The sequence below is a fragment of the Rhodococcus sp. MS13 genome, from assembly GCF_013277835.1.
GTDB lineage: Bacteria > Actinomycetota > Actinomycetes > Mycobacteriales > Mycobacteriaceae > Rhodococcus_F > Rhodococcus_F erythropolis.
Genome location: NZ_VBTL01000004.1, coordinates 562,681 through 579,662, shown reverse-complemented (window position 1 = coordinate 579,662; position 16,982 = coordinate 562,681). Strand labels below are relative to the sequence as shown.

15 protein-coding genes are annotated in these 16,982 nt (G+C 60.7%); 10 read left to right on the top strand and 5 right to left on the bottom strand.

What is annotated here, in order from left to right; translation table 11 throughout:
• The first annotated feature begins 45 nt into the window (after positions 1-45).
• Both FEZ59_RS11125 and FEZ59_RS11120 read left to right on the top strand, forming a co-directional pair.
• Positions 46-807 carry an SDR family oxidoreductase gene (locus FEZ59_RS11125; protein WP_003939707.1) on the top strand — a complete coding sequence of 254 codons (762 nt, stop codon included), beginning with the start codon at positions 46-48 and terminating at the stop codon, positions 805-807.
• 97 nt (positions 808-904) lie between these two features.
• Positions 905-1,552: a TetR/AcrR family transcriptional regulator gene (locus tag FEZ59_RS11120; RefSeq protein WP_019745481.1), complete on the top strand. Its 648-nt coding sequence runs from the start codon at positions 905-907 to the stop codon at positions 1,550-1,552.
• A 2-nt stretch (positions 1,553-1,554) separates the two neighbouring features.
• Here the strand turns inward: FEZ59_RS11120 and FEZ59_RS11115 are convergent, their stop codons facing one another.
• The gene (locus tag FEZ59_RS11115) at positions 1,555-2,016 is read right to left on the bottom strand and encodes an SRPBCC family protein (protein WP_019745480.1); all 462 of its coding nucleotides are present in this window, start codon (positions 2,014-2,016) and stop codon (positions 1,555-1,557) included.
• An 89-nt stretch (positions 2,017-2,105) separates the two neighbouring features.
• Here FEZ59_RS11115 and FEZ59_RS11110 point away from each other — a divergent pair, with 89 nt between their 5' ends.
• Positions 2,106-2,732: a TetR/AcrR family transcriptional regulator gene (locus FEZ59_RS11110; protein ID WP_030536574.1), complete on the top strand. Its 627-nt coding sequence runs from the start codon at positions 2,106-2,108 to the stop codon at positions 2,730-2,732.
• 725 nt (positions 2,733-3,457) lie between these two features.
• Positions 3,458-4,750, top strand: coding sequence for an MFS transporter (locus FEZ59_RS11105; RefSeq protein WP_080909893.1), 1,293 nt, complete (start codon positions 3,458-3,460; stop codon positions 4,748-4,750).
• Positions 4,751-5,511: 761 nt separating this feature from the next.
• Here the strand turns inward: FEZ59_RS11105 and FEZ59_RS11095 are convergent.
• Together FEZ59_RS11095 and FEZ59_RS11090 are read right to left on the bottom strand one after the other, a co-directional pair.
• Positions 5,512-5,763, bottom strand: coding sequence for a hypothetical protein (locus FEZ59_RS11095; RefSeq protein WP_133727159.1), 252 nt, complete (start codon positions 5,761-5,763; stop codon positions 5,512-5,514).
• A gap of 405 nt (positions 5,764-6,168) precedes the next feature.
• On the bottom strand, positions 6,169-7,188 hold the full coding sequence (locus FEZ59_RS11090; protein ID WP_021331882.1) for a Gfo/Idh/MocA family oxidoreductase: 1,020 nt from the start codon (positions 7,186-7,188) through the stop codon (positions 6,169-6,171).
• A 361-nt stretch (positions 7,189-7,549) separates the two neighbouring features.
• Here FEZ59_RS11090 and hisD point away from each other — a divergent pair, with 361 nt between their 5' ends.
• From hisD to FEZ59_RS11060, 6 genes are all read left to right on the top strand, one after another.
• Positions 7,550-8,872 (top strand): histidinol dehydrogenase, encoded by a 1,323-nt coding sequence (gene hisD / locus FEZ59_RS11085; RefSeq protein WP_097386816.1) that lies wholly within the window; start codon positions 7,550-7,552, stop codon positions 8,870-8,872.
• Positions 8,869-10,302 carry an aspartate ammonia-lyase gene (locus tag FEZ59_RS11080; protein ID WP_019745471.1) on the top strand — a complete coding sequence of 478 codons (1,434 nt, stop codon included), beginning with the start codon at positions 8,869-8,871 and terminating at the stop codon, positions 10,300-10,302. The genes hisD and FEZ59_RS11080 overlap by 4 nt, the downstream gene beginning before the upstream one ends.
• A gap of 153 nt (positions 10,303-10,455) precedes the next feature.
• Positions 10,456-12,042 carry a GMC family oxidoreductase gene (locus FEZ59_RS11075; protein WP_029537086.1) on the top strand — a complete coding sequence of 529 codons (1,587 nt, stop codon included), beginning with the start codon at positions 10,456-10,458 and terminating at the stop codon, positions 12,040-12,042.
• Between the two features lie 40 nt (positions 12,043-12,082).
• Positions 12,083-13,882 (top strand): thiamine pyrophosphate-binding protein, encoded by a 1,800-nt coding sequence (locus tag FEZ59_RS11070; RefSeq protein WP_070796055.1) that lies wholly within the window; start codon positions 12,083-12,085, stop codon positions 13,880-13,882.
• 31 nt (positions 13,883-13,913) lie between these two features.
• Positions 13,914-14,750: a sugar phosphate isomerase/epimerase family protein gene (locus FEZ59_RS11065; protein ID WP_172932638.1), complete on the top strand. Its 837-nt coding sequence runs from the start codon at positions 13,914-13,916 to the stop codon at positions 14,748-14,750.
• Between the two features lie 50 nt (positions 14,751-14,800).
• Positions 14,801-14,941: a hypothetical protein gene (locus FEZ59_RS11060; protein ID WP_153211537.1), complete on the top strand. Its 141-nt coding sequence runs from the start codon at positions 14,801-14,803 to the stop codon at positions 14,939-14,941.
• 248 nt (positions 14,942-15,189) lie between these two features.
• On the opposite strand, the gene FEZ59_RS11055 is transcribed toward FEZ59_RS11060, so the two are convergent.
• Positions 15,190-15,969, bottom strand: a complete 780-nt coding sequence (locus FEZ59_RS11055; protein WP_019745466.1) for an ATP-binding cassette domain-containing protein — start codon at positions 15,967-15,969, stop codon at positions 15,190-15,192.
• A 33-nt stretch (positions 15,970-16,002) separates the two neighbouring features.
• On the bottom strand, positions 16,003-16,971 hold the full coding sequence (locus tag FEZ59_RS11050; RefSeq protein ID WP_080909898.1) for a sugar ABC transporter substrate-binding protein: 969 nt from the start codon (positions 16,969-16,971) through the stop codon (positions 16,003-16,005).
• Positions 16,972-16,982 lie beyond the last annotated feature (11 nt).

Sequence of the window (16,982 nt, the reverse complement as noted above, 5' to 3'; positions counted from 1 at the left end):
CATACGTCACTTCCCGAACCCGACGACACAGGAGCATCACCGCGCATGTCTGTTCTCGACAAGTTCTCTCTGACCGATCGAGTGGTCATCGTGACCGGTGCGTCGTCGGGCCTCGGGGTGGCGTTTGCGAAAGCCGCAGCAGAGGCGGGTGCGGACGTCGTCCTCGCTGCTCGCCGCGTCGACAAGCTCGAAGACACGGCCAAGCTCGTGCGTGACGCAGGCCGCGAAGCGTTGTGCGTGGCCACCGACATCGTCGATCCGGCTCAGGCTCAGAACATGGTCGACGCCGCGATGGAGAAGTTCGGCCGCGTGGACGTACTGGTCAACAACGCCGGCGTCGGAACCGCTGTTCCGGCGACCCGTGAGACCCCGGACCAGTTCCGCGCCGTCATCGACATCAACCTCAATGGGTCCTACTGGGCAGCACAGGCCTGCGGCCGCGTCATGCTCCCGGGCAGCTCCATCGTCAACATCTCGAGCATTCTCGGATTGACGACCGCCGGACTCCCACAGGCCGCCTATGCGGCGAGCAAGGCAGGCGTCGTCGGATTGACCCGTGACCTCGCACAGCAGTGGGGAACGCGCAAGGGCATTCGCGTCAACGCGATCGCGCCAGGCTTCTTCAAGTCGGAAATGACCGACCAATACAACGACGGCTACTTGGACGCGATGGCTCCGCGCCTGATCCTCGGCCGCATGGGCGATCCTGAAGAGCTCGCGGCCACCATGGTGTGGCTCGCGTCCGAGGCAGGCGGATACGTCACCGGTCAGACCATCGCCGTCGACGGAGGAATCACCATCACCTGACGCCGATGCCGAGATGTCGCCGGCTTTGCCGTATAAGTAGCTGGTGACCTCTCGCGCCGAACCTCAGGAGAACTGGGAAGACCGTCCGCCACCATCCATGGCTGCGACGGAGCTTCTGCGTGACCTGCCGGTGACTGCCCGCGGCGTCCGGACCAGGGCTTCTCTGGTCGCAGCGGCTCGAACGGTGTTCGAGCGCGCAGGGTATCTCGATGCCCGTCTGACGGACATCACCAAGGAAGCGAACTGCTCCACCGGCACGTTCTACACCTACTTCGACAACAAAGAGCAGATCTTCGCCGCAGTTCTCGACGTTGCGCAGGAAGACATGTTGCACCCCGGCATGGGACGGGTCCGCGACGTCGACAATCCGTATGCGGTCCTCGAATCGAGCAACCGTGCCTACCTGACGGCGTTTCGCCGCAACGCCAAACTGATGGGTCTGCTCGAGCAGGTATCGCACATCGATCCGGCCTTCGCGAAACTGCGTCGGGACCGAGCCGAGACCTTCATTTCTCGTAATGCCCGAGCCATCGAACGCTTGCAAGCAGCTGGCAAGGCAGACGGCTCGTTGGATCCGCTGTTGGCTTCCCGAGCACTGTCGGCGATGGTGAGCCGTCTTGCCTACAGTTCGTTCGTCTCCGAGGAACCTGGCGCCGACGGCAACCCCGTCCCGTTCGAGGACGTCGTCAAGACGGCTACTCAGGTGTGGGCCAACGCGCTGGGCCTCGAAGGCGACCGCGGGTAGTTTCAGCCTTCGCCGCGGGCCGCGAACTGCTGCTCGAGGCTGTGGCGCAACGTCTCCTCGCTGTTCCTGACAGCGTTTTCGACGAACGGCCCGATCAAGCGGCCGAGAGCTTTGCCGGCAATGCCGCCGGGGAGTTTGTAGGCGAAGTCGACGGAAAGCTCGGTCTTGGAATCGTCGATCGCGGCGAACTCCCACGTGGACGAGTTGGATACACCGCCGAGCGAAGACAGCTTGATGATCCGATTCTTCTCCCACTCTGTGACCTCGAGCTTGGAGCGCAACGTGCTTGGCCCGATCTGCATGGCCGCGTCGAACGTGGCGCCGAGCCCCTGATCGAACTCTCCGAACGGTGTGAACTCGGAAACACCGAACATCCACGTCGGGACGTTGCGGTAGTCGTCGATGTAGTCGAAGGCGACATCAACCGGCACGGCAGCAACCGCGGAGTGGCGAACATGGATCATGACTGGTCCCTGTCTTTCGGTGAACATCGACTGTAACCAATGGCACCGACGCGTTCGGCGGCGGCGCAACGGCGATCTACGGTATCGGTATGACGAACGAGCTTCCGGTACGCGGGTCCTGGCGCGATTACGAAGACCTGGGACTACCGAAACCGCTCGCTGCGGCGCTGGAGGCGTTCGTCGAGCAGGGCTATCACGGGACTTCGATCCGTGACGTCGCGTCGCGGTCCGGGCTGTCGGTGCCGGGGCTCTACCATCACTACCCGTCCAAGCAGGCTCTGTTGATCGGTCTGGCGACCGTGGTGATGACGGAGTTGTTGGAGCGAAGCCGCGCCGCCGAACTCGACGCAGGGGACGATCCCTCTGATCGCTTCGACGCGGTGATCGAATCTCTGTTGCGGTTCCACATGTTTCGACGCGAGCAGTCGTTCGTCGCCTCCTCCGAGATCCGCAGCATGGAGCCCGACAGCCGGGCTGGTTACATCGCGCAGCGCGACGAACAGCAGAAGCAAGTGGACCGGATCGTCCTCGACGGCGTTGCTTCGGGCGTGTTCGAGGCCGACCATCCCGAGGATGCCAGCCGAGCTGTCGTGACGATGTGCGTCGCCGTCGCGGTGTGGTACCGACCGGACGGTGAGTTGTCTCCGGACGAGTTGGTGGAGAGGTATCTGGAGATAGCGCGTCGGATGGTGGGGGCGAAGCGGGTGGGGGAGTGACTGTGGGGGCGAAGCGGGTGGGGGAGTAACTGCTGTGTGCAGTGTCGCGGTAGGCGGTCGCCAGCGTTTGGTGTCGGCCACGACGCGTTCAACCTCGCTTTTGTTTGCCTGGGAAATCGCATAGGTCGGTCGCATTGACCAGCGCGCGGACACGGTTTGCTGCGTTGCGAAGGCGTTCTCCAACTATCGGATTCCGGACGGCCGCGGCGGCCAACGACTTTGCGACAGTGGCGACTTCATCGCCGCCGGGGATCAGTAGGCGGTCAGCGCCGGCCAGGAGGCTTGCGAGTGCGGTCTCGCGGGTGACCGTCCACGCGTCGTTGCAAAACAGTGCAGGCTCGCTGTAGCGACTTTTACACCGGCACGAGGCTCACCTTCGGGCATACGGCTCGGTCGATCGATTACCAGTGCGCTGATTCTTGCCGTATTGACTCTTCCACGTGCGGTGATACGTTTAACCGCACGAGACTGGTGAATGTTATCCCCCGGTGTCGTTACGCGCAATGATGCAGTGCGCAGTGTCGACCTGGCGGGCGTGCGGCTGCGGGGACTGTTTGGCCTAGGATGTGCGCGATATGTGCATATTTATGGTGAATTAGTTCTCGCACTGCGCATCGTTGTTGTGATGGCGACTCCGTAACGTGATTTGGACAACGCTGATTGCAGTACATGACGTGCCTCGCAACCCTATTGAGGGGCACGCGTGTGCAGATTGAGGACTCACAATGACTACGAACATTTCGGAAGACCGGCCGGCGCTGAGCCTCCAGCGAATTCGGCTTGCCCGGGTTGCGACATTCTTCGGATTCGCGCAATTGGGAGCGGTCATGCTCACGTGGTCGACGAACACCACTGCGCTCCGTGCTCACCTGGGGTGGTCGGGGGAGGGCGGAGACTCGAATTTCGGGCTGGTGGCATTGGCGATCGGCGTCGGCGCTGCAGTCGGCTGCTTCCTCATCGGGCCGTTCGTCGACAGGTACGGTCCGCGAGCCACCTGTATGCCCACGATGATCATCTACCCGTTGATGTATATCCCGTTCGCGTTCTTGCAGGGTATTGCCAGCGCAATGTTCCTCGGCGTGATGATCGGCTTGTTGAGAGGTGCCTTCGACACCGCCTTCAACACACACGGTGTGCAGGTGGAGCGTTACTACGGCAGGCCCATCATGTCTGCGTTCCACGCGGCCTATCCGGCAGGCGGATTCGTCATCGGCCTGGTGGCCAGTGCAATCGCCCGTCACTATGTCGAGAGCCCCGCGGTGGCCTACATCTCGATCGGTGTCACGATGTCGGTTCTCGGAGCTGTGTTCGGTCGCTGGTTGTTGACTCGCGATGAGCTGCTACCCCCGGATGCCGCAGCCGTTCTCGGGAAGCAATCGACAACCGGGAGATCGGCGTCGACGACGACTTTGCTGATCATGGCCGGATTCGGCCTCTTGATGCTGGCATCGATGCTCAGCGAAGGCGCAATTCTGGACTGGGGACAAGAGTTCGTCCGGCGCCATGCCGATACCAGCGCTGGTATGGCTGCGACAGCTGTGACCTTCTACTCCGGTGCACAATTCGTGGGGCGCCTCTTCGGTGACCGGCTCGCCGAGTACTTCGGTGCGCGCGTCATCGTGGCCGTCAGTGGTGTGATCGGATTCGTCGGTGCCTTGCTTGCGATCGGGGGTGCGTCAGCTCCGTTCGCCCTGGTGGGATTCGTTCTCCTGGGGCTCGGGCTGGCATGCATGGCTCCGCTGATGCTCTCTGCTGCCGGCCGTCGTGACCCCGAGAACGCCGGAAGAAACATCGGAATTGTCAATGCGATCGGCTACGTCGGCATGCTCGTCGGGCCGGCTGCGATCACGCTCATCGTCGACGGATTCGGAATCGGCTGGATGCCGGCGCTGCCGGCAATCTTGCTCCTGCTCATCGCCGTCGGCGGTCCTGTATTGATGAAAACCGTTCCGCGATACTCGGAAACTGAACGTACGGGAAATGCTCTGAAGCCGGAGCATCACACGGTCTCCCACTGAGGTCGAACAAGCAGTGGCCCACGTGCGAGTACATCGAAATCCGGTGTACTCGCACTTGTGTCACCGAACGGAAGGAAATTCTGTTCGGGATTTGAGGAAGAAACAGGATGAGCACTGGCGGACCTTCGGAGTCGATCAGACGTTCTGCGCGAGCGCTGATCGTGGATCATTCGTATCGAATACTGTTGTGCAACTTTCGATCTAGATCCGATGAATCCTATTGGATCACGCCCGGTGGCCGTTGTGAGGAACGTGAGACCCCACGCGGCACACTCGAGCGAGAGCTTCGAGAAGAGGTAGGGCTCGAACTACACACGACGCAGCCGCTCGTCTGGCGCCAAACGATCATCGATCCAGAGCACTTTCCCGGATTCAGCGGCGTCGACAACTTCTATTTCCTGGTTCGAGTTCATGGATTCGAACCACGAGGGGCATTGACCGACGCAGAATTGCGCGATGAGCACCTACACGGTTTCAGATGGTGGACTCTGGAAGAGATCGAGAACTATTCAGGTTCGGCCCTTTTCGCGCCTCACGATATCGCCGAGAGACTCGATCTCACCCTTCGTCGCGGGTCGCCGTGCCCGGTAGTGTGTTTCGGCTCGGATTGATCCAGGTTGCTACTCGTACAGAATCGGGCCGCGCGATCGCTGGCGACACCGTCGCTCTGTACAGGAGAATATGCCGTAACTGGGCAGCGACCCGTCGTAGACAACCCCGTGGACGACTCGTGATGCCAATGCTGTTCGAGGTCGACGCGGTTATGTTCGGCGCACCAGGACTGTGCCGTTGGTCGCAGAGTTGGTTCCAGACACGTGAAACATTGCGTGCGCCCAGGGGCGGTCCGCGTTCAGCAACGAATTCTCTTCGATCATCCTGTCGTCGTGATAGCCCTGTGGATCCTCGCCGAGCTCGACCAATCGTTGTCGCGCTGTCTCCGGTGCGGTGTCGACCCACACTGTCGCGTCGTACAACATCCGCAATGAACGGCGGATCGACCCGGCACCTTCCACGAGAAGCAACGTCGTCTGGTCAGAGACAGCGATATCGCGAGGCTTGTCGTGGTTCGACCGGAAGGTGAATGGAAGCCCAGCTCGCCGTATAGGTTCCAGTAATTCCTTGGCGAGCAAGGTATCCCAGCCAAAAAATGTTCGACTGCACGCGATGTCATCTGTGTGCACGATGACCGTCCCTGTGCAGTTTGCCGATAACAGTGCGGCCAGCGTCGACTTGCCGGAACCACCCCTCCCATCGATCCCTACGATTGCCGGGCCGCGCCCAACTGAACCGGACCGCAGAAGTTCCACGAATTGTGGGATCGCGAATCTATTCCAATCCGAATTTTCGTCACGTTCAGTGGGACGTTTCATGAACCTCTACCTTGGATCGAACCAGCTCCGAGTGTGAATTGTGAACGGCTACTGTCCACAGAAGTCGACTGTGACCCGGCTAGCCGTCCTGGCCGACTCGAGTATCGAGATGCTCACTGCCAGTGCGTTGGTCGCGTCGAGTCCGTCGACGACTGGTCGGCCGTCACCGCGCGTGGCACGGGTGAAGTGTTCCAGCGTGATGTCGTACGTGTGCCGGCGGTCTTCGACATCGATCTCGTGTGATCCCCGGCGATCGTGCAGAACGACCGACCCGATGGGTTCCGGAGTCATGACGTCGGCTGCATGAAGGCTGCCGGCTGTCCCGTGCACCTCCACATACGTGGGTGCGAATGGCGTAGTGAAAGTGTCGTGGAATCGTACAAGGACGTTGTTCTCGTAGAGAATCGACGAGGAGGCTGCATCTTCGGCTTCGGTCACCCAATCTCCTTGAGCCACAGTGATCGCGCTCGCCGTCAGTGCTCTTGTGCCGAGTAGCGGATTCACGACTGATGCGTTGTGGCAGGAAAGATCCATGACGGCGCCTGATCCCGGCGCGCTACCGAGTCGCCACCCTCGCAATCGTTCGGGTAGGAGTGACGTGTGGCGAACACTGACCGACAGAATCCGGCCTATGTCGCCGCGCGTCACTGTGCGTCGAATGGCCTGGTGCGTACCTGCGGCAGGCAGGTGGTGGTTGACACCTAGGACTACGCCGGCGGATTGGCAAGCGGCGGTCATCTTCCGCGCATTGTCGATGCTCGTCGACAGCGGCTTCTCGCAGAGAACGTGTTTTCCGGCTGCTGCCGCCGCGCACACCTGCTCGAGGTGGCGATCATTTGCACTGGAGATGTAGACCGCATCGATGAGGGGATCGCTGAGCAGATCGTTCAGCTTGTTCGTTCGGTTCGATATCTCGTTCCGACGTGCGTACTGCTCGGCGTGGTCCGCATTTCCGCTGTACACGGAACTGATGTGGTGGCCGGTCCTTCGCAGTGCGGGAATCATTCGCGTTTCGGCGATATCACTCGCACCGACGATTCCCCAGACGAGATGCGGTTGTTCGCTCATCGAAGTATTCCTTCTCGGGCATCGACGATGTCGAATAGACAACGACGGCTCCGGGTATTGGCCGACTCGACGTCAGGAGTTCGGCGCGGACGAAATCTTGTAGGCCAACACTACGAAGTGGCGATAAATATCGACAGCGCCAAAACGTGCAAGCGTGAGCCGCTGATCGACCACTGTGAGCAGGCGCGAGCGCTGCACCTGCTCTGACCGTGAGCTTTCGAACGACCGGCATATCATGCACGGATTGGGCAGAATTTGGCAGAAGTGGTTCCCCCTATGTGTCTGTCCGCTGGATCACTTCGCAGGAAAGCTAGGGCTATCAGTTTGATTTCATGCCTCACCTCGAAGGAGCAACCCGCCAATGTCGTTCGTTCTCAAAGCCGCAGTCGGCGAACCAGCGCAGCGTGCCAGCAATCCGGCGGTGGTCGACACTGTCGCGGGTGTGATCGCAGACATTCGTGCCAACGGTGACGACGCGGTCCGCAAGTACTCTGACCGTTTCGACCGGTGGTCACCGGATTCGTTCCGGCTCGACGAAGATCAGATCCGCGAGATCGTCAAGTCCGTCCCGACAACGGTCCTCGAGGACCTGCAGTTCGCGCAGCGTCAGATTCGCGACTTCGCCCAGGCGCAGCGCGACACCATCACAGACCTCGAGGTCGAGACTCTGCCCGGCGTGTTCTTGGGGCACCGGAACATTCCGATCGACGCGGCTGCAGCTTACGTTCCGGGTGGCAGGTACCCGCTGACAGCGTCGGCGCACATGACGGTGCTGACCGCGAAGGTCGCAGGCGTCGAACGCGTCGCGGCTACGACGCCCCCGAATGACGGGCTTCCGCCCCAGATCAGCATCACCGCAATGCATCTCGCCGGGGCCGACGAGATTTTCGTGCTCGGTGGCGTACAGGCGATTGCAGCGCTGGCTCTCGGTACCGAGACGATCGATCCTGTCTCGATCCTCACGGGGCCGGGCAACGCATACGTGGCAGAGGCAAAGCGTCAACTCTTCGGTGAGGTCGGAATCGATCTCTTTGCAGGTCCCACCGAAACACTGATCGTTGCCGACGAGTGCGCCGACCCGTTCACCATCGCAGTGGATCTACTCAGCCAGGCTGAACACGGTCCGGATTCACCGTGTGTGTTGATCACGACGTCCGAGGCTGTGGGCAACGAGGTGATCAAACACATCGACGCATTGCTACCCGGTCTGGAGACGAACGCGATCGCCGGGCCTGCCTGGCGCGACCATGGACAGATCCACGTTGTCGGGACTCTCTCCGAAGCATATGAACTCGCGGACAAGTTTGCCTCCGAGCACGTACAGATCCTGACGCAGAATCCGCGTGAAGCGCTCGACAACATGAGCAACTACGGTGCCCTTTTCCTCGGGGAAGGAACGTGTGTTCCATACGGCGACAAAGTGATCGGGACCAACCATGTACTTCCTACTCTTGGCGCTGCGCGCTACACCGGAGGGCTCTGGGTAGGGAAGTTCCTCAAAACCCTCACTTTCCAGGAGGTGCGCGATCCGGCGGCGAGCGCCAGGATCGGCGAGATCGCTGCGCGACTGTCCCGATTGGAACGCTTCGAAGGCCACGCCCGTTCAGGTGACCTGCGTGCGGCGAAGTTCGGTGGAGCCGAACTACCGTGGGGCGAGATCCCGGTGGCGGCAAACCTCAAATGACGATGCGCATCGAGCACGACCTGCTCGGTGATCGTGAAGTGCCTGCGGAGGCCTACTACGGCATCCACACGCTGAGGGCACTGGAGAACTTCCCGATCACCGGTATTCCTCTCTCGGTCCACCCGGACATGGTATCGGCGTTGGCCGCGGTCAAGCAGGCCGCGGCTCGGGCGAACGCCGACCTCGGAATCCTCTCGCCCGAGCATGCAACAGCGATCGAGCAAGCTTGTAAGGAGATTCGCGCGGGCAGGTTCGCCGACCAGTTCGTCGTCGACGTCATTCAGGGTGGTGCCGGCACGTCCTCGAACATGAACGCCAACGAAGTGGTCGCGAACCGCGCGCTCGAAATGCTCGGCCGCGAACGGGGGCAGTACCAATTCCTCCATCCTCTCGAACACGTCAACATGAGTCAGAGCACCAACGACGTCTACCCCACCGCGATCAAAATCGGCTTGCAAGGTGCGGTCACCAGGCTTCGAGGTGCGATGGACGAACTTGCAGGCGCATTCGCGGAGAAAGCAGCCGAGTTCTCCCACGTGCTCAAGGTCGGACGGACTCAGTTGCAAGACGCGGTCCCGATGACTCTCGGTCAAGAGATCGTCACGTTCGCCGTGATGATCAAGGAGGACTCTCAGAGACTGGAAGAGGCCGCTCGGTTGATCTCGGAGATCAACCTGGGAGGGACGGCGATAGGCACCGGTCTCAATGCGCACCCGGAGTACGCCAGACGTGTGCGTGAGCACCTGGTGTCGATCACCGGTCTCGACATCTCGACGGCATCGGATCTCATCGAAGCAACCCAGGACGTCGGGGCCTTCGTTCAGTTGTCGGGAGTGCTCAAGCGCACTGCGGTCAAGCTGTCCAAGATCTGCAACGATCTGAGATTGCTGTCCTCGGGCCCACGCGCAGGGCTGGGTGAGATCAATTTACCTGCGGTGCAGGCGGGTTCGTCGATCATGCCTGGCAAGGTCAATCCGGTCATTCCCGAAGTGGTCAATCAGATTGCCTACCGGGTGGTGGGAAACGATCTGACCATCACCATGGCTGCCGAGGCGGGTCAACTGCAGCTCAACGCATTCGAACCTGTCATTGCACACAGCCTGTTCGAGACTGCAGAACTCCTCACGCGGGGCTGCACTGTGTTGCGCGAGCGATGCGTGATCGGCATTACCGCCAACGTCGCGCATCTCGAACGAACGGTCGCGGCTTCGATCGGTGTCGTGACCGCGCTCAATCCCTACATCGGCTACACAGCCGCGACGGAATTGGCGGCGGACGCGCTTGCTTCCGGTCGCACCGTCGTGGAGTTGGTGCTCGAACGCGGGTTGTTGGGCAAGGAGGATTTGGACGCGATCATGGAGCCTGCGAATTTGGCACGAACTGCGATCGTGTCGGCTCCCGATTTCGATCCGCTCGTCCCGTCGACCTGACCAGGTCTTCAGGGCGGTTGACACCGCACATGTGGGCGGTATCGTTTAGTGATACGTATAACTACTTGCAGTCCTGTTGCGTCAGGATTGACAGAAGCTGAGTCGGCACGGTTCAAGGACGTACAGCGTCAAGCCAGCCAGGAGACGGAAACCATGTTCGAAAAGACACGAATGGACAGTCATCCCCCCTGTAAGAGCAACTACGACGTCATCGTCGTGGGAAGCGGAATGGGGGGTGGAACGATGGCATACGCTCTCAAGGATTCCGGCCTCGATGTGCTCTTGATCGAGAGGGGAGACTTCCTTCCACAGGAACGTCAGAATTGGGACCCCCGAGCGGTGTTCGAGAAAGATCGGTACAAGAACGCCGAAAAATGGGTCGACACCGAAGGGCGGGAGTTCGCCCCCGGCACCTACTATTACGTCGGCGGAAACACCAAATTCTACGGTGGCTCGCTGGTCAGGTTCAGGCGAGAGGATTTTCAGTCCTCACGGCATCACGACGGTGAATCGCCGGCATGGCCGTTCTCGTACGACGATCTCGAACCCTACTACGCACGTGCCGAGCAGGTGTACAAGGTTCACGGCGACCACACCGACGACCCGACGTTGCCACGCAACGAACCGTTTCCGTACCCTCCCGTAGGGCACGAGCCAGCGATACAGCAGGTCGCCGACGATATGCGTAAGGCGGGTTTCACCCCTTCCAATCTCCCGCTCGGGGTCGACCTTCGGCAGGGTGGGTCATGTATTCGATGCAAGACATGCGACGGGTTCCCTTGCCGTACCTTGGCGAAATCGGATGCCGACGTCTGTTGCGTGCGACCCGCACTCGATTCGGGCAACGTCGAAATCGTCACGAACGGGTACGTGGAGAAGGTGCTGACCGACGATTCCGGACGTCGAGCATCAGGCGTCGAAGTGACCCATCGCGGCGTCACCTCCACCGTACGTGCGGATACGGTCGTAATCTCCTGTGGTGCGGTCAATTCTGCAGCGCTGCTGCTACGTTCGGCCACGTCTGTCCATCCTGACGGGCTCGCAAATTCCTCCGGAATGGTCGGTCGTAACTACATGGTGCACATGAACTCGATCATGGTGGCCATCGACCCACTCAAGAAGAACAAGTCCGAGTTTCAAAAGACGTTGTACTTCAACGACTTCTACCTGCGTGGCACTGACGATCATCCGTATCCGCTGGGCCACGTGCAACTGATCGGGAAGCTCCAGGCGGAGATGATCAAGGGGCAACGGCCCCACATCCCCAAATGGGCGTTGAGCCTTGCCACGAACCGTAGTACCGATTGGTGGCTGTTCACGGAGGATCTGCCCAACCCTGAAAATCGTGTCACGCTGACTCCCGGAGGGCGTATCCAGATCGCGTGGGAACCGAATAACGTCCGGGCACACGAGGTTCTGGTTCGCGAGACGCGAAAAATGCTTCGCAAGATCGGATTTCCGGTGGTCATCAGTGAAGGAACCGGGATAGAGGTGAACTCGCATCAGGCCGGAACCGTTCGGCTCGGTACCGACCCGGCTACATCGGTCCTCGATCCGAGTTGCCAGGCACACGATGTCGACAACCTGTATGTCGTCGACTCCTCCTTCTTTCCGTCGCTCCCGGTGATGAATCCGGCGCTGTCGATCGCGGCGAACGCGTTGCGTGTTGCAGATTCGATCATCGCTCGAAGCGGCGACTCCACGGCGGGTGCATCGCACGGCTCGTCGATCTCTGCATAAATTGCTCACCCCAATTCTTTTCAATTCGAAAGTGAAGAACATGACTGTGCAAAAGCTCACCGGTGGCCAGATGGTGGTCGACATACTGATCCGTGAAGGAGTTGAAAAGGTATTCGCTATTCCGGGACACGGCAATACAGCGTTACTTGATGCGTTCGTCGACCGGGCCGACGAAATCGAGTTGGTTCCCGCCATCCACGAGCAGGGCGCCGCACACATGGCCGACGGCTACTACCGCGCATCGGGCAAGATCGCGGCCGTCTGTACTTCCATCGGACCGGGAGCGACGAACACCGTAACCGGAATCGCGACTGCGTTCGCGGACTCGCAGCCGATGATTCTGATCACCGGCGCCGTTCACACGTATATGGAGAACCGCGGCGTCCTCCAGGAGATCGATCGGCCGCACGGGAACAATTTCCCACGGATGGTCGAGCCGGTCGTCAAGCGCTGGTGGCAGCCCGGTCGACTGGAGCAGCTACCTTCCGCGATGGCTCAGGCGTTCAACACGATGCTCGAAGGTCGCAGAGGGCCTGTCCTGGTGGATATCCCGCAGGACCTGCAAGCTGAGTACGGCGACTATGTTCCAGAGTTGTACTCGCGCCGAGCTCAGACCCGGGCGACTGGTGATCCCGTCGCCATTGCCGAGGCAGCCAAGCTACTGGCGGGTGCTAAGCGTCCCGTGATCCTCGCTGGCGGAGGCGTCATCGCAGCCGAGGCCGGTGCGGAACTCCTCACACTGGCGGAACGTCTCGGCGCTCCCGTGACGCACTCCTTCCAGGGCAAAGGCGCATTCCCCGCAGACCACGATCTGTACGCGTGGCCGTGCGGCGACATGGGATCGATTCCTGGTAACGGAGTCACCAAGACCGCCGACGTCATTCTTGCAGTGGGTTGCCGGTTCAGCGATCGCATCACGTCCTCGTACCGCCCGGGAGTCACATTCGACATCCCTAACACGAAACTCGTTCACATAGACATCGACGGATTCGAGATCGGCCGCAACTACCCGGTCGAGGTCGGGATCGTCGGCGACGCCAAGACCTCGCTCGCGTCTCTGATCGACGAACTCGGCGCACCGGCAGCGGATTACGACTTCCGAGCAACCGACTACTACGCCGAACTTCAGGACTTGAAGGCGCAGTGGGACGAGCACCTGCGCCCTATGCGTGAGACCGATTACTTACCGATGACCAACTCACGGGCAATGGTCGAGATCCGAAAGGTTCTTCCGCGTAACGGAATTCTGGTCACCGATTCCAGCAACCCGGCAAACCAGGCGTTCAACGAATTCCCGATCTACGAGCCGAAGAGCAACATCGTTGCCGGCGGATTCTCCGGAATCGGATTCGGTGTACCTGCCGCGATCGGCGCCGCGATCGGCGCACCGGACAAGCCGGTTCTCGCGCTCGTCGGCGATGGCGCGTTCCTACAGACCGGCACGGAGATCGCAGCTGCCGCCATGAGCGGCGTCAATGTCGTCTTCGTCGTTCTGAACAACGGTGGCTGGGAAGCAATCAAGGACCTTCAGATCAATCTCTTCGGCGCGGAACGGGAAATCATCTCAGGGTGGAAGTTGCCGGATGGATCCCCGTACTTCGCCGATATCACTGCGTTCGCCCAGTCCCTCGGATGCAAGTCCGAGCGTGTCGAGGATCCGGCAAAGCTCGGCGCCGCTGTTCAGCGCGCATTCGAGACCGAGGGCCCCGTAGTCATCGAGGCGATCAGTGCTCGCGAGCTGCCCTGGACCGAGATGCATGCAATGGGTTGGTGGGATATCACCGTACCGGCGTACCACGGCGAAGTTCGAGACGACTACGTGAACCAGCGCGGCTTCTGACCCACCCCTCACCGGAAAGTAGTTGTAAGTCATGGGCAACATCAAACTCGGACTTAATCTGGAGTTCGCGCGATACGAGAACGGCTCTTTCGATTGGGCCATGGACCAAGCTGCTGAGATCGGCTACAAGTACGTCGAGCCGATGGTGCACTGGGGTCGTGAACTGCTCAGTGCAGCAGGATATTTCCACAGTCGTTCCATGCTCGACGATCCGTTGATCCTACGGAATGCGGCCGAAGATCGCGGTCTCAGCATCTCGTCGCTGTCGAGCCACGCGCCACTCGCCAAGCCGGAGGTGGCAGTGGAGTACTTCCGCCAGGCCATCCGTTACGCCGCGGAGGCAGGTTCTCCGATGATCATGGTCGACGATGGACCCACCCCGTCTTGGACCACGGAGGAAGAGAACTACACGCTCATGCGGTACACCCTGAAGGAGGCAGCGCTGGTCGCGGAACCCCGGGGTATCAAGATCGCAATCGAGACCCACGGGCCGTACACCGCGACTCCGGAGCGCCTCGACAGGATCATGAATTTGGTCGACAGTCCTGCCCTGACGATCAACCTCGATACCGGAAACAGCTACCTGAGTGAGAACGATCCGCACGAGTGGCTCGAAGCCATCATCGGTCAGGTCACGCACCTGCACGCCAAGGACATCGCGTTAGACGACGCGAAACGTCTACGCGGAAAAGTGCGAGGCATGCTGGGATGCGCATGCGGTGAAGGCGTCATCGACTGGAAGCGCATCGTCGACACACTCGCCGCGGCCGACCACGACGTCGTCTTGTCGGTGGAGTGCGGCACGCTCGACGCCGCGAAGAAGAGCTACACCCACCTCAGCGCATTGATCGAAGCAGTCGGTCAGTAGCCGTGTTCGGTTTGGAGACGCATCCGGGAAACATGAATACAGTCGTGATCATGGACCCGTCCGTGATGAAGCCGAGGATTCCGAACGGTGAAGTGCCGACCGTCGAGGAGTTCGTGACAGCCCCGCCTGCCGTACGCGCACTGCCGATCCCGCGGATCGAAGCCGTCGACGGCCGAATACAGATCAACTAACCGAACACCGAAAGTGCTCGGGCCCAACCTCATCAGGTTGGGCCCGAGCACTTTTCGTCTCGGCGGCTGTAGTTCTGCCTCGTCTGGGGCGGTGGGGGCCAGATGGGTGATGGAAAGGGTCTCGGATGTCCGACGCCGACGGTGACGGTGAGACAGTGAGTCTCGGATCCGCGACACGAACAGGCCCGTCGACAGTCGTGGTGACTTCAGACGGGCCTGTACGTCGATCTGCTTGCAGCTACAGCTGCTTACGTGACGGCTTCTGCTGGTCGGGCGCCGGTGATCATCGAGACGATCTCGTCGGCGGTGGTTTCCTTGGTGTTTCGGCACCCGACGACCTGGCCTCGCCGGAAAACGTACACCCGGTCGGTCAGTTCCAGCACCTGTTGCATGTTGTGGCTGACGATGATGACCGCGACTCCGCGTTGTTTGAGGCGTTTGATGATGTCGTGGACGTGGGCGGTCTCCTGCAGGCCCAATGCCGCTGTGGGTTCGTCCATGATGATGAGCTTTGATCCCCAACCGGATGCGCGGGCGATGGCAATACCCTGGCGCTGGCCACCGGAAAGACCCCGAACGGTCCGGTGTACCTCGGGCACGTTCACTCCGATCTCCGTGAGCAGTTCGGTTGCACGCTTGGCCATCTTGCGTCTGTTGAGCACGCTCAAGCCGCCCAGGTTGATCAGCTTCTCTTCACGCCCGAGGAACAGGTTGGTCAGGACGTCGAGGTCATCTGCGAGTGAAAGATCCTGATAGACGGTTTCGATCCCGGCTTCGCGTGCATCGATTGGGCTTTGGAACTCACAGTCCGCACCGTCGAATCGGATGGTGCCATCACTCGACGGTTGCGCGCCGGAAAGGATCTTGACGAAGGTGGACTTGCCTGCGCCGTTGTCGCCCATGATGGCGATGTGCTCACCGTGTCCGACGCTGATGGAGGCGCCTTGCAAAGCTTTGACGCCGCCGTAGAACTTGGAGAGGTTCGTAGTCTGGAGAAGAGGCTCGGTGGTGTTGGTGATAGTACTCATTGAGGTGGTTCCGATCTGGGGGGTCGTCTCGAATCAGTACGCTGCGGGAGAGTCGGCGACATTGGCGGATGTTACGGGCGGGATCGGGACGAAGATCTTGGGTTGCACCGTGCCACCGTCCAGCAAGGTCAGCATGGCGGCGACAGCTTCTCGCGCCATCTCCTTGGGATCGCCGTTGATGGTTCCGTACGTGTCTCCCGCGAGGATGCTCTCGCGCATCTCTTCCGGATAGTCGTTGCCAACGAAGACGATTTCGCTTCGGCCCATCGACTTGGCCAGGCGGGCGCCCGCAGCCAATTCGGGTCCTTGCGCGACGACGGCGTTGATCTGCCCTGCCGGATACTTCGCGAGCCAGTCCTGGGTCAGGCTGATGGTCTTGTCGTTCGCCCAGTTGTTCGGCTGCTCTTCGACGAGTTTGACGTCGGGGAAGTTCTCCTGCAGTTCGGCACGGAACCCTTCCGACCGACCGATCTGCGGCCCACTGCCGAGGATGCCGGTCATCAAGGCGACGTTGCCCCGATTGCCAATTGCTCCTGCGACCATCTTCGCCTGCTCGCGTCCGACCTGAACGTCGTCGGTCCCGACGAACGAGGAGACCGGGGCGTCTTCTGACAGCGCCAGGGAGAATGCGATGACCGGGATTCCTGCTGCTTCGGCTCGTTTGATTGACGGAGTCATGCTGTCCTGGTCGCTGGGGGCGAGGAGAATTGCGTCGACCTTCTGCGTGACCAGCTGGTCCATTCCGCTACTCATCTGAGCGATGTCGTTGTGCCCGTTGACAACACTGAGCTTGTATCCCGCAGCTTCAGCTTCTTCTTGCACAGTCGAGATGGCTACGTTCATCCACGGGTCGACGCCGACGTCGTACACCACGAAGCCCAGCGTCTTGTTCGCACCCGAGGAAGGTGCGGTTCCGCAGGCCGTGAGTGCGACGGCGACGAACGCGGCCAGGCAAAGGGCAAATGCGGTTTTGATCGTTCGGGACGTTCTTCTTACGGTCATATGTTGTCACT

Coding starts and splice junctions, on each gene's coding strand:
- FEZ59_RS11060 (WP_153211537.1), top strand. CDS start 14,801: ATGGACCCGTCCGTGATGAAGCCGAGGATTCCGAACGGTGAAGTGCCG.
- hisD (WP_097386816.1), top strand. CDS start 7,550: ATGTCGTTCGTTCTCAAAGCCGCAGTCGGCGAACCAGCGCAGCGTGCC.
- FEZ59_RS11105 (WP_080909893.1), top strand. CDS start 3,458: ATGACTACGAACATTTCGGAAGACCGGCCGGCGCTGAGCCTCCAGCGA.
- FEZ59_RS11080 (WP_019745471.1), top strand. CDS start 8,869: ATGACGATGCGCATCGAGCACGACCTGCTCGGTGATCGTGAAGTGCCT.
- FEZ59_RS11125 (WP_003939707.1), top strand. CDS start 46: ATGTCTGTTCTCGACAAGTTCTCTCTGACCGATCGAGTGGTCATCGTG.
- FEZ59_RS11120 (WP_019745481.1), top strand. CDS start 905: ATGGCTGCGACGGAGCTTCTGCGTGACCTGCCGGTGACTGCCCGCGGC.
- FEZ59_RS11110 (WP_030536574.1), top strand. CDS start 2,106: ATGACGAACGAGCTTCCGGTACGCGGGTCCTGGCGCGATTACGAAGAC.
- FEZ59_RS11055 (WP_019745466.1), bottom strand. CDS start 15,969: ATGAGTACTATCACCAACACCACCGAGCCTCTTCTCCAGACTACGAAC.
- FEZ59_RS11090 (WP_021331882.1), bottom strand. CDS start 7,188: ATGAGCGAACAACCGCATCTCGTCTGGGGAATCGTCGGTGCGAGTGAT.
- FEZ59_RS11070 (WP_070796055.1), top strand. CDS start 12,083: ATGACTGTGCAAAAGCTCACCGGTGGCCAGATGGTGGTCGACATACTG.
- FEZ59_RS11115 (WP_019745480.1), bottom strand. CDS start 2,016: ATGATCCATGTTCGCCACTCCGCGGTTGCTGCCGTGCCGGTTGATGTC.
- FEZ59_RS11075 (WP_029537086.1), top strand. CDS start 10,456: ATGTTCGAAAAGACACGAATGGACAGTCATCCCCCCTGTAAGAGCAAC.
- FEZ59_RS11050 (WP_080909898.1), bottom strand. CDS start 16,971: ATGACCGTAAGAAGAACGTCCCGAACGATCAAAACCGCATTTGCCCTT.
- FEZ59_RS11065 (WP_172932638.1), top strand. CDS start 13,914: ATGGGCAACATCAAACTCGGACTTAATCTGGAGTTCGCGCGATACGAG.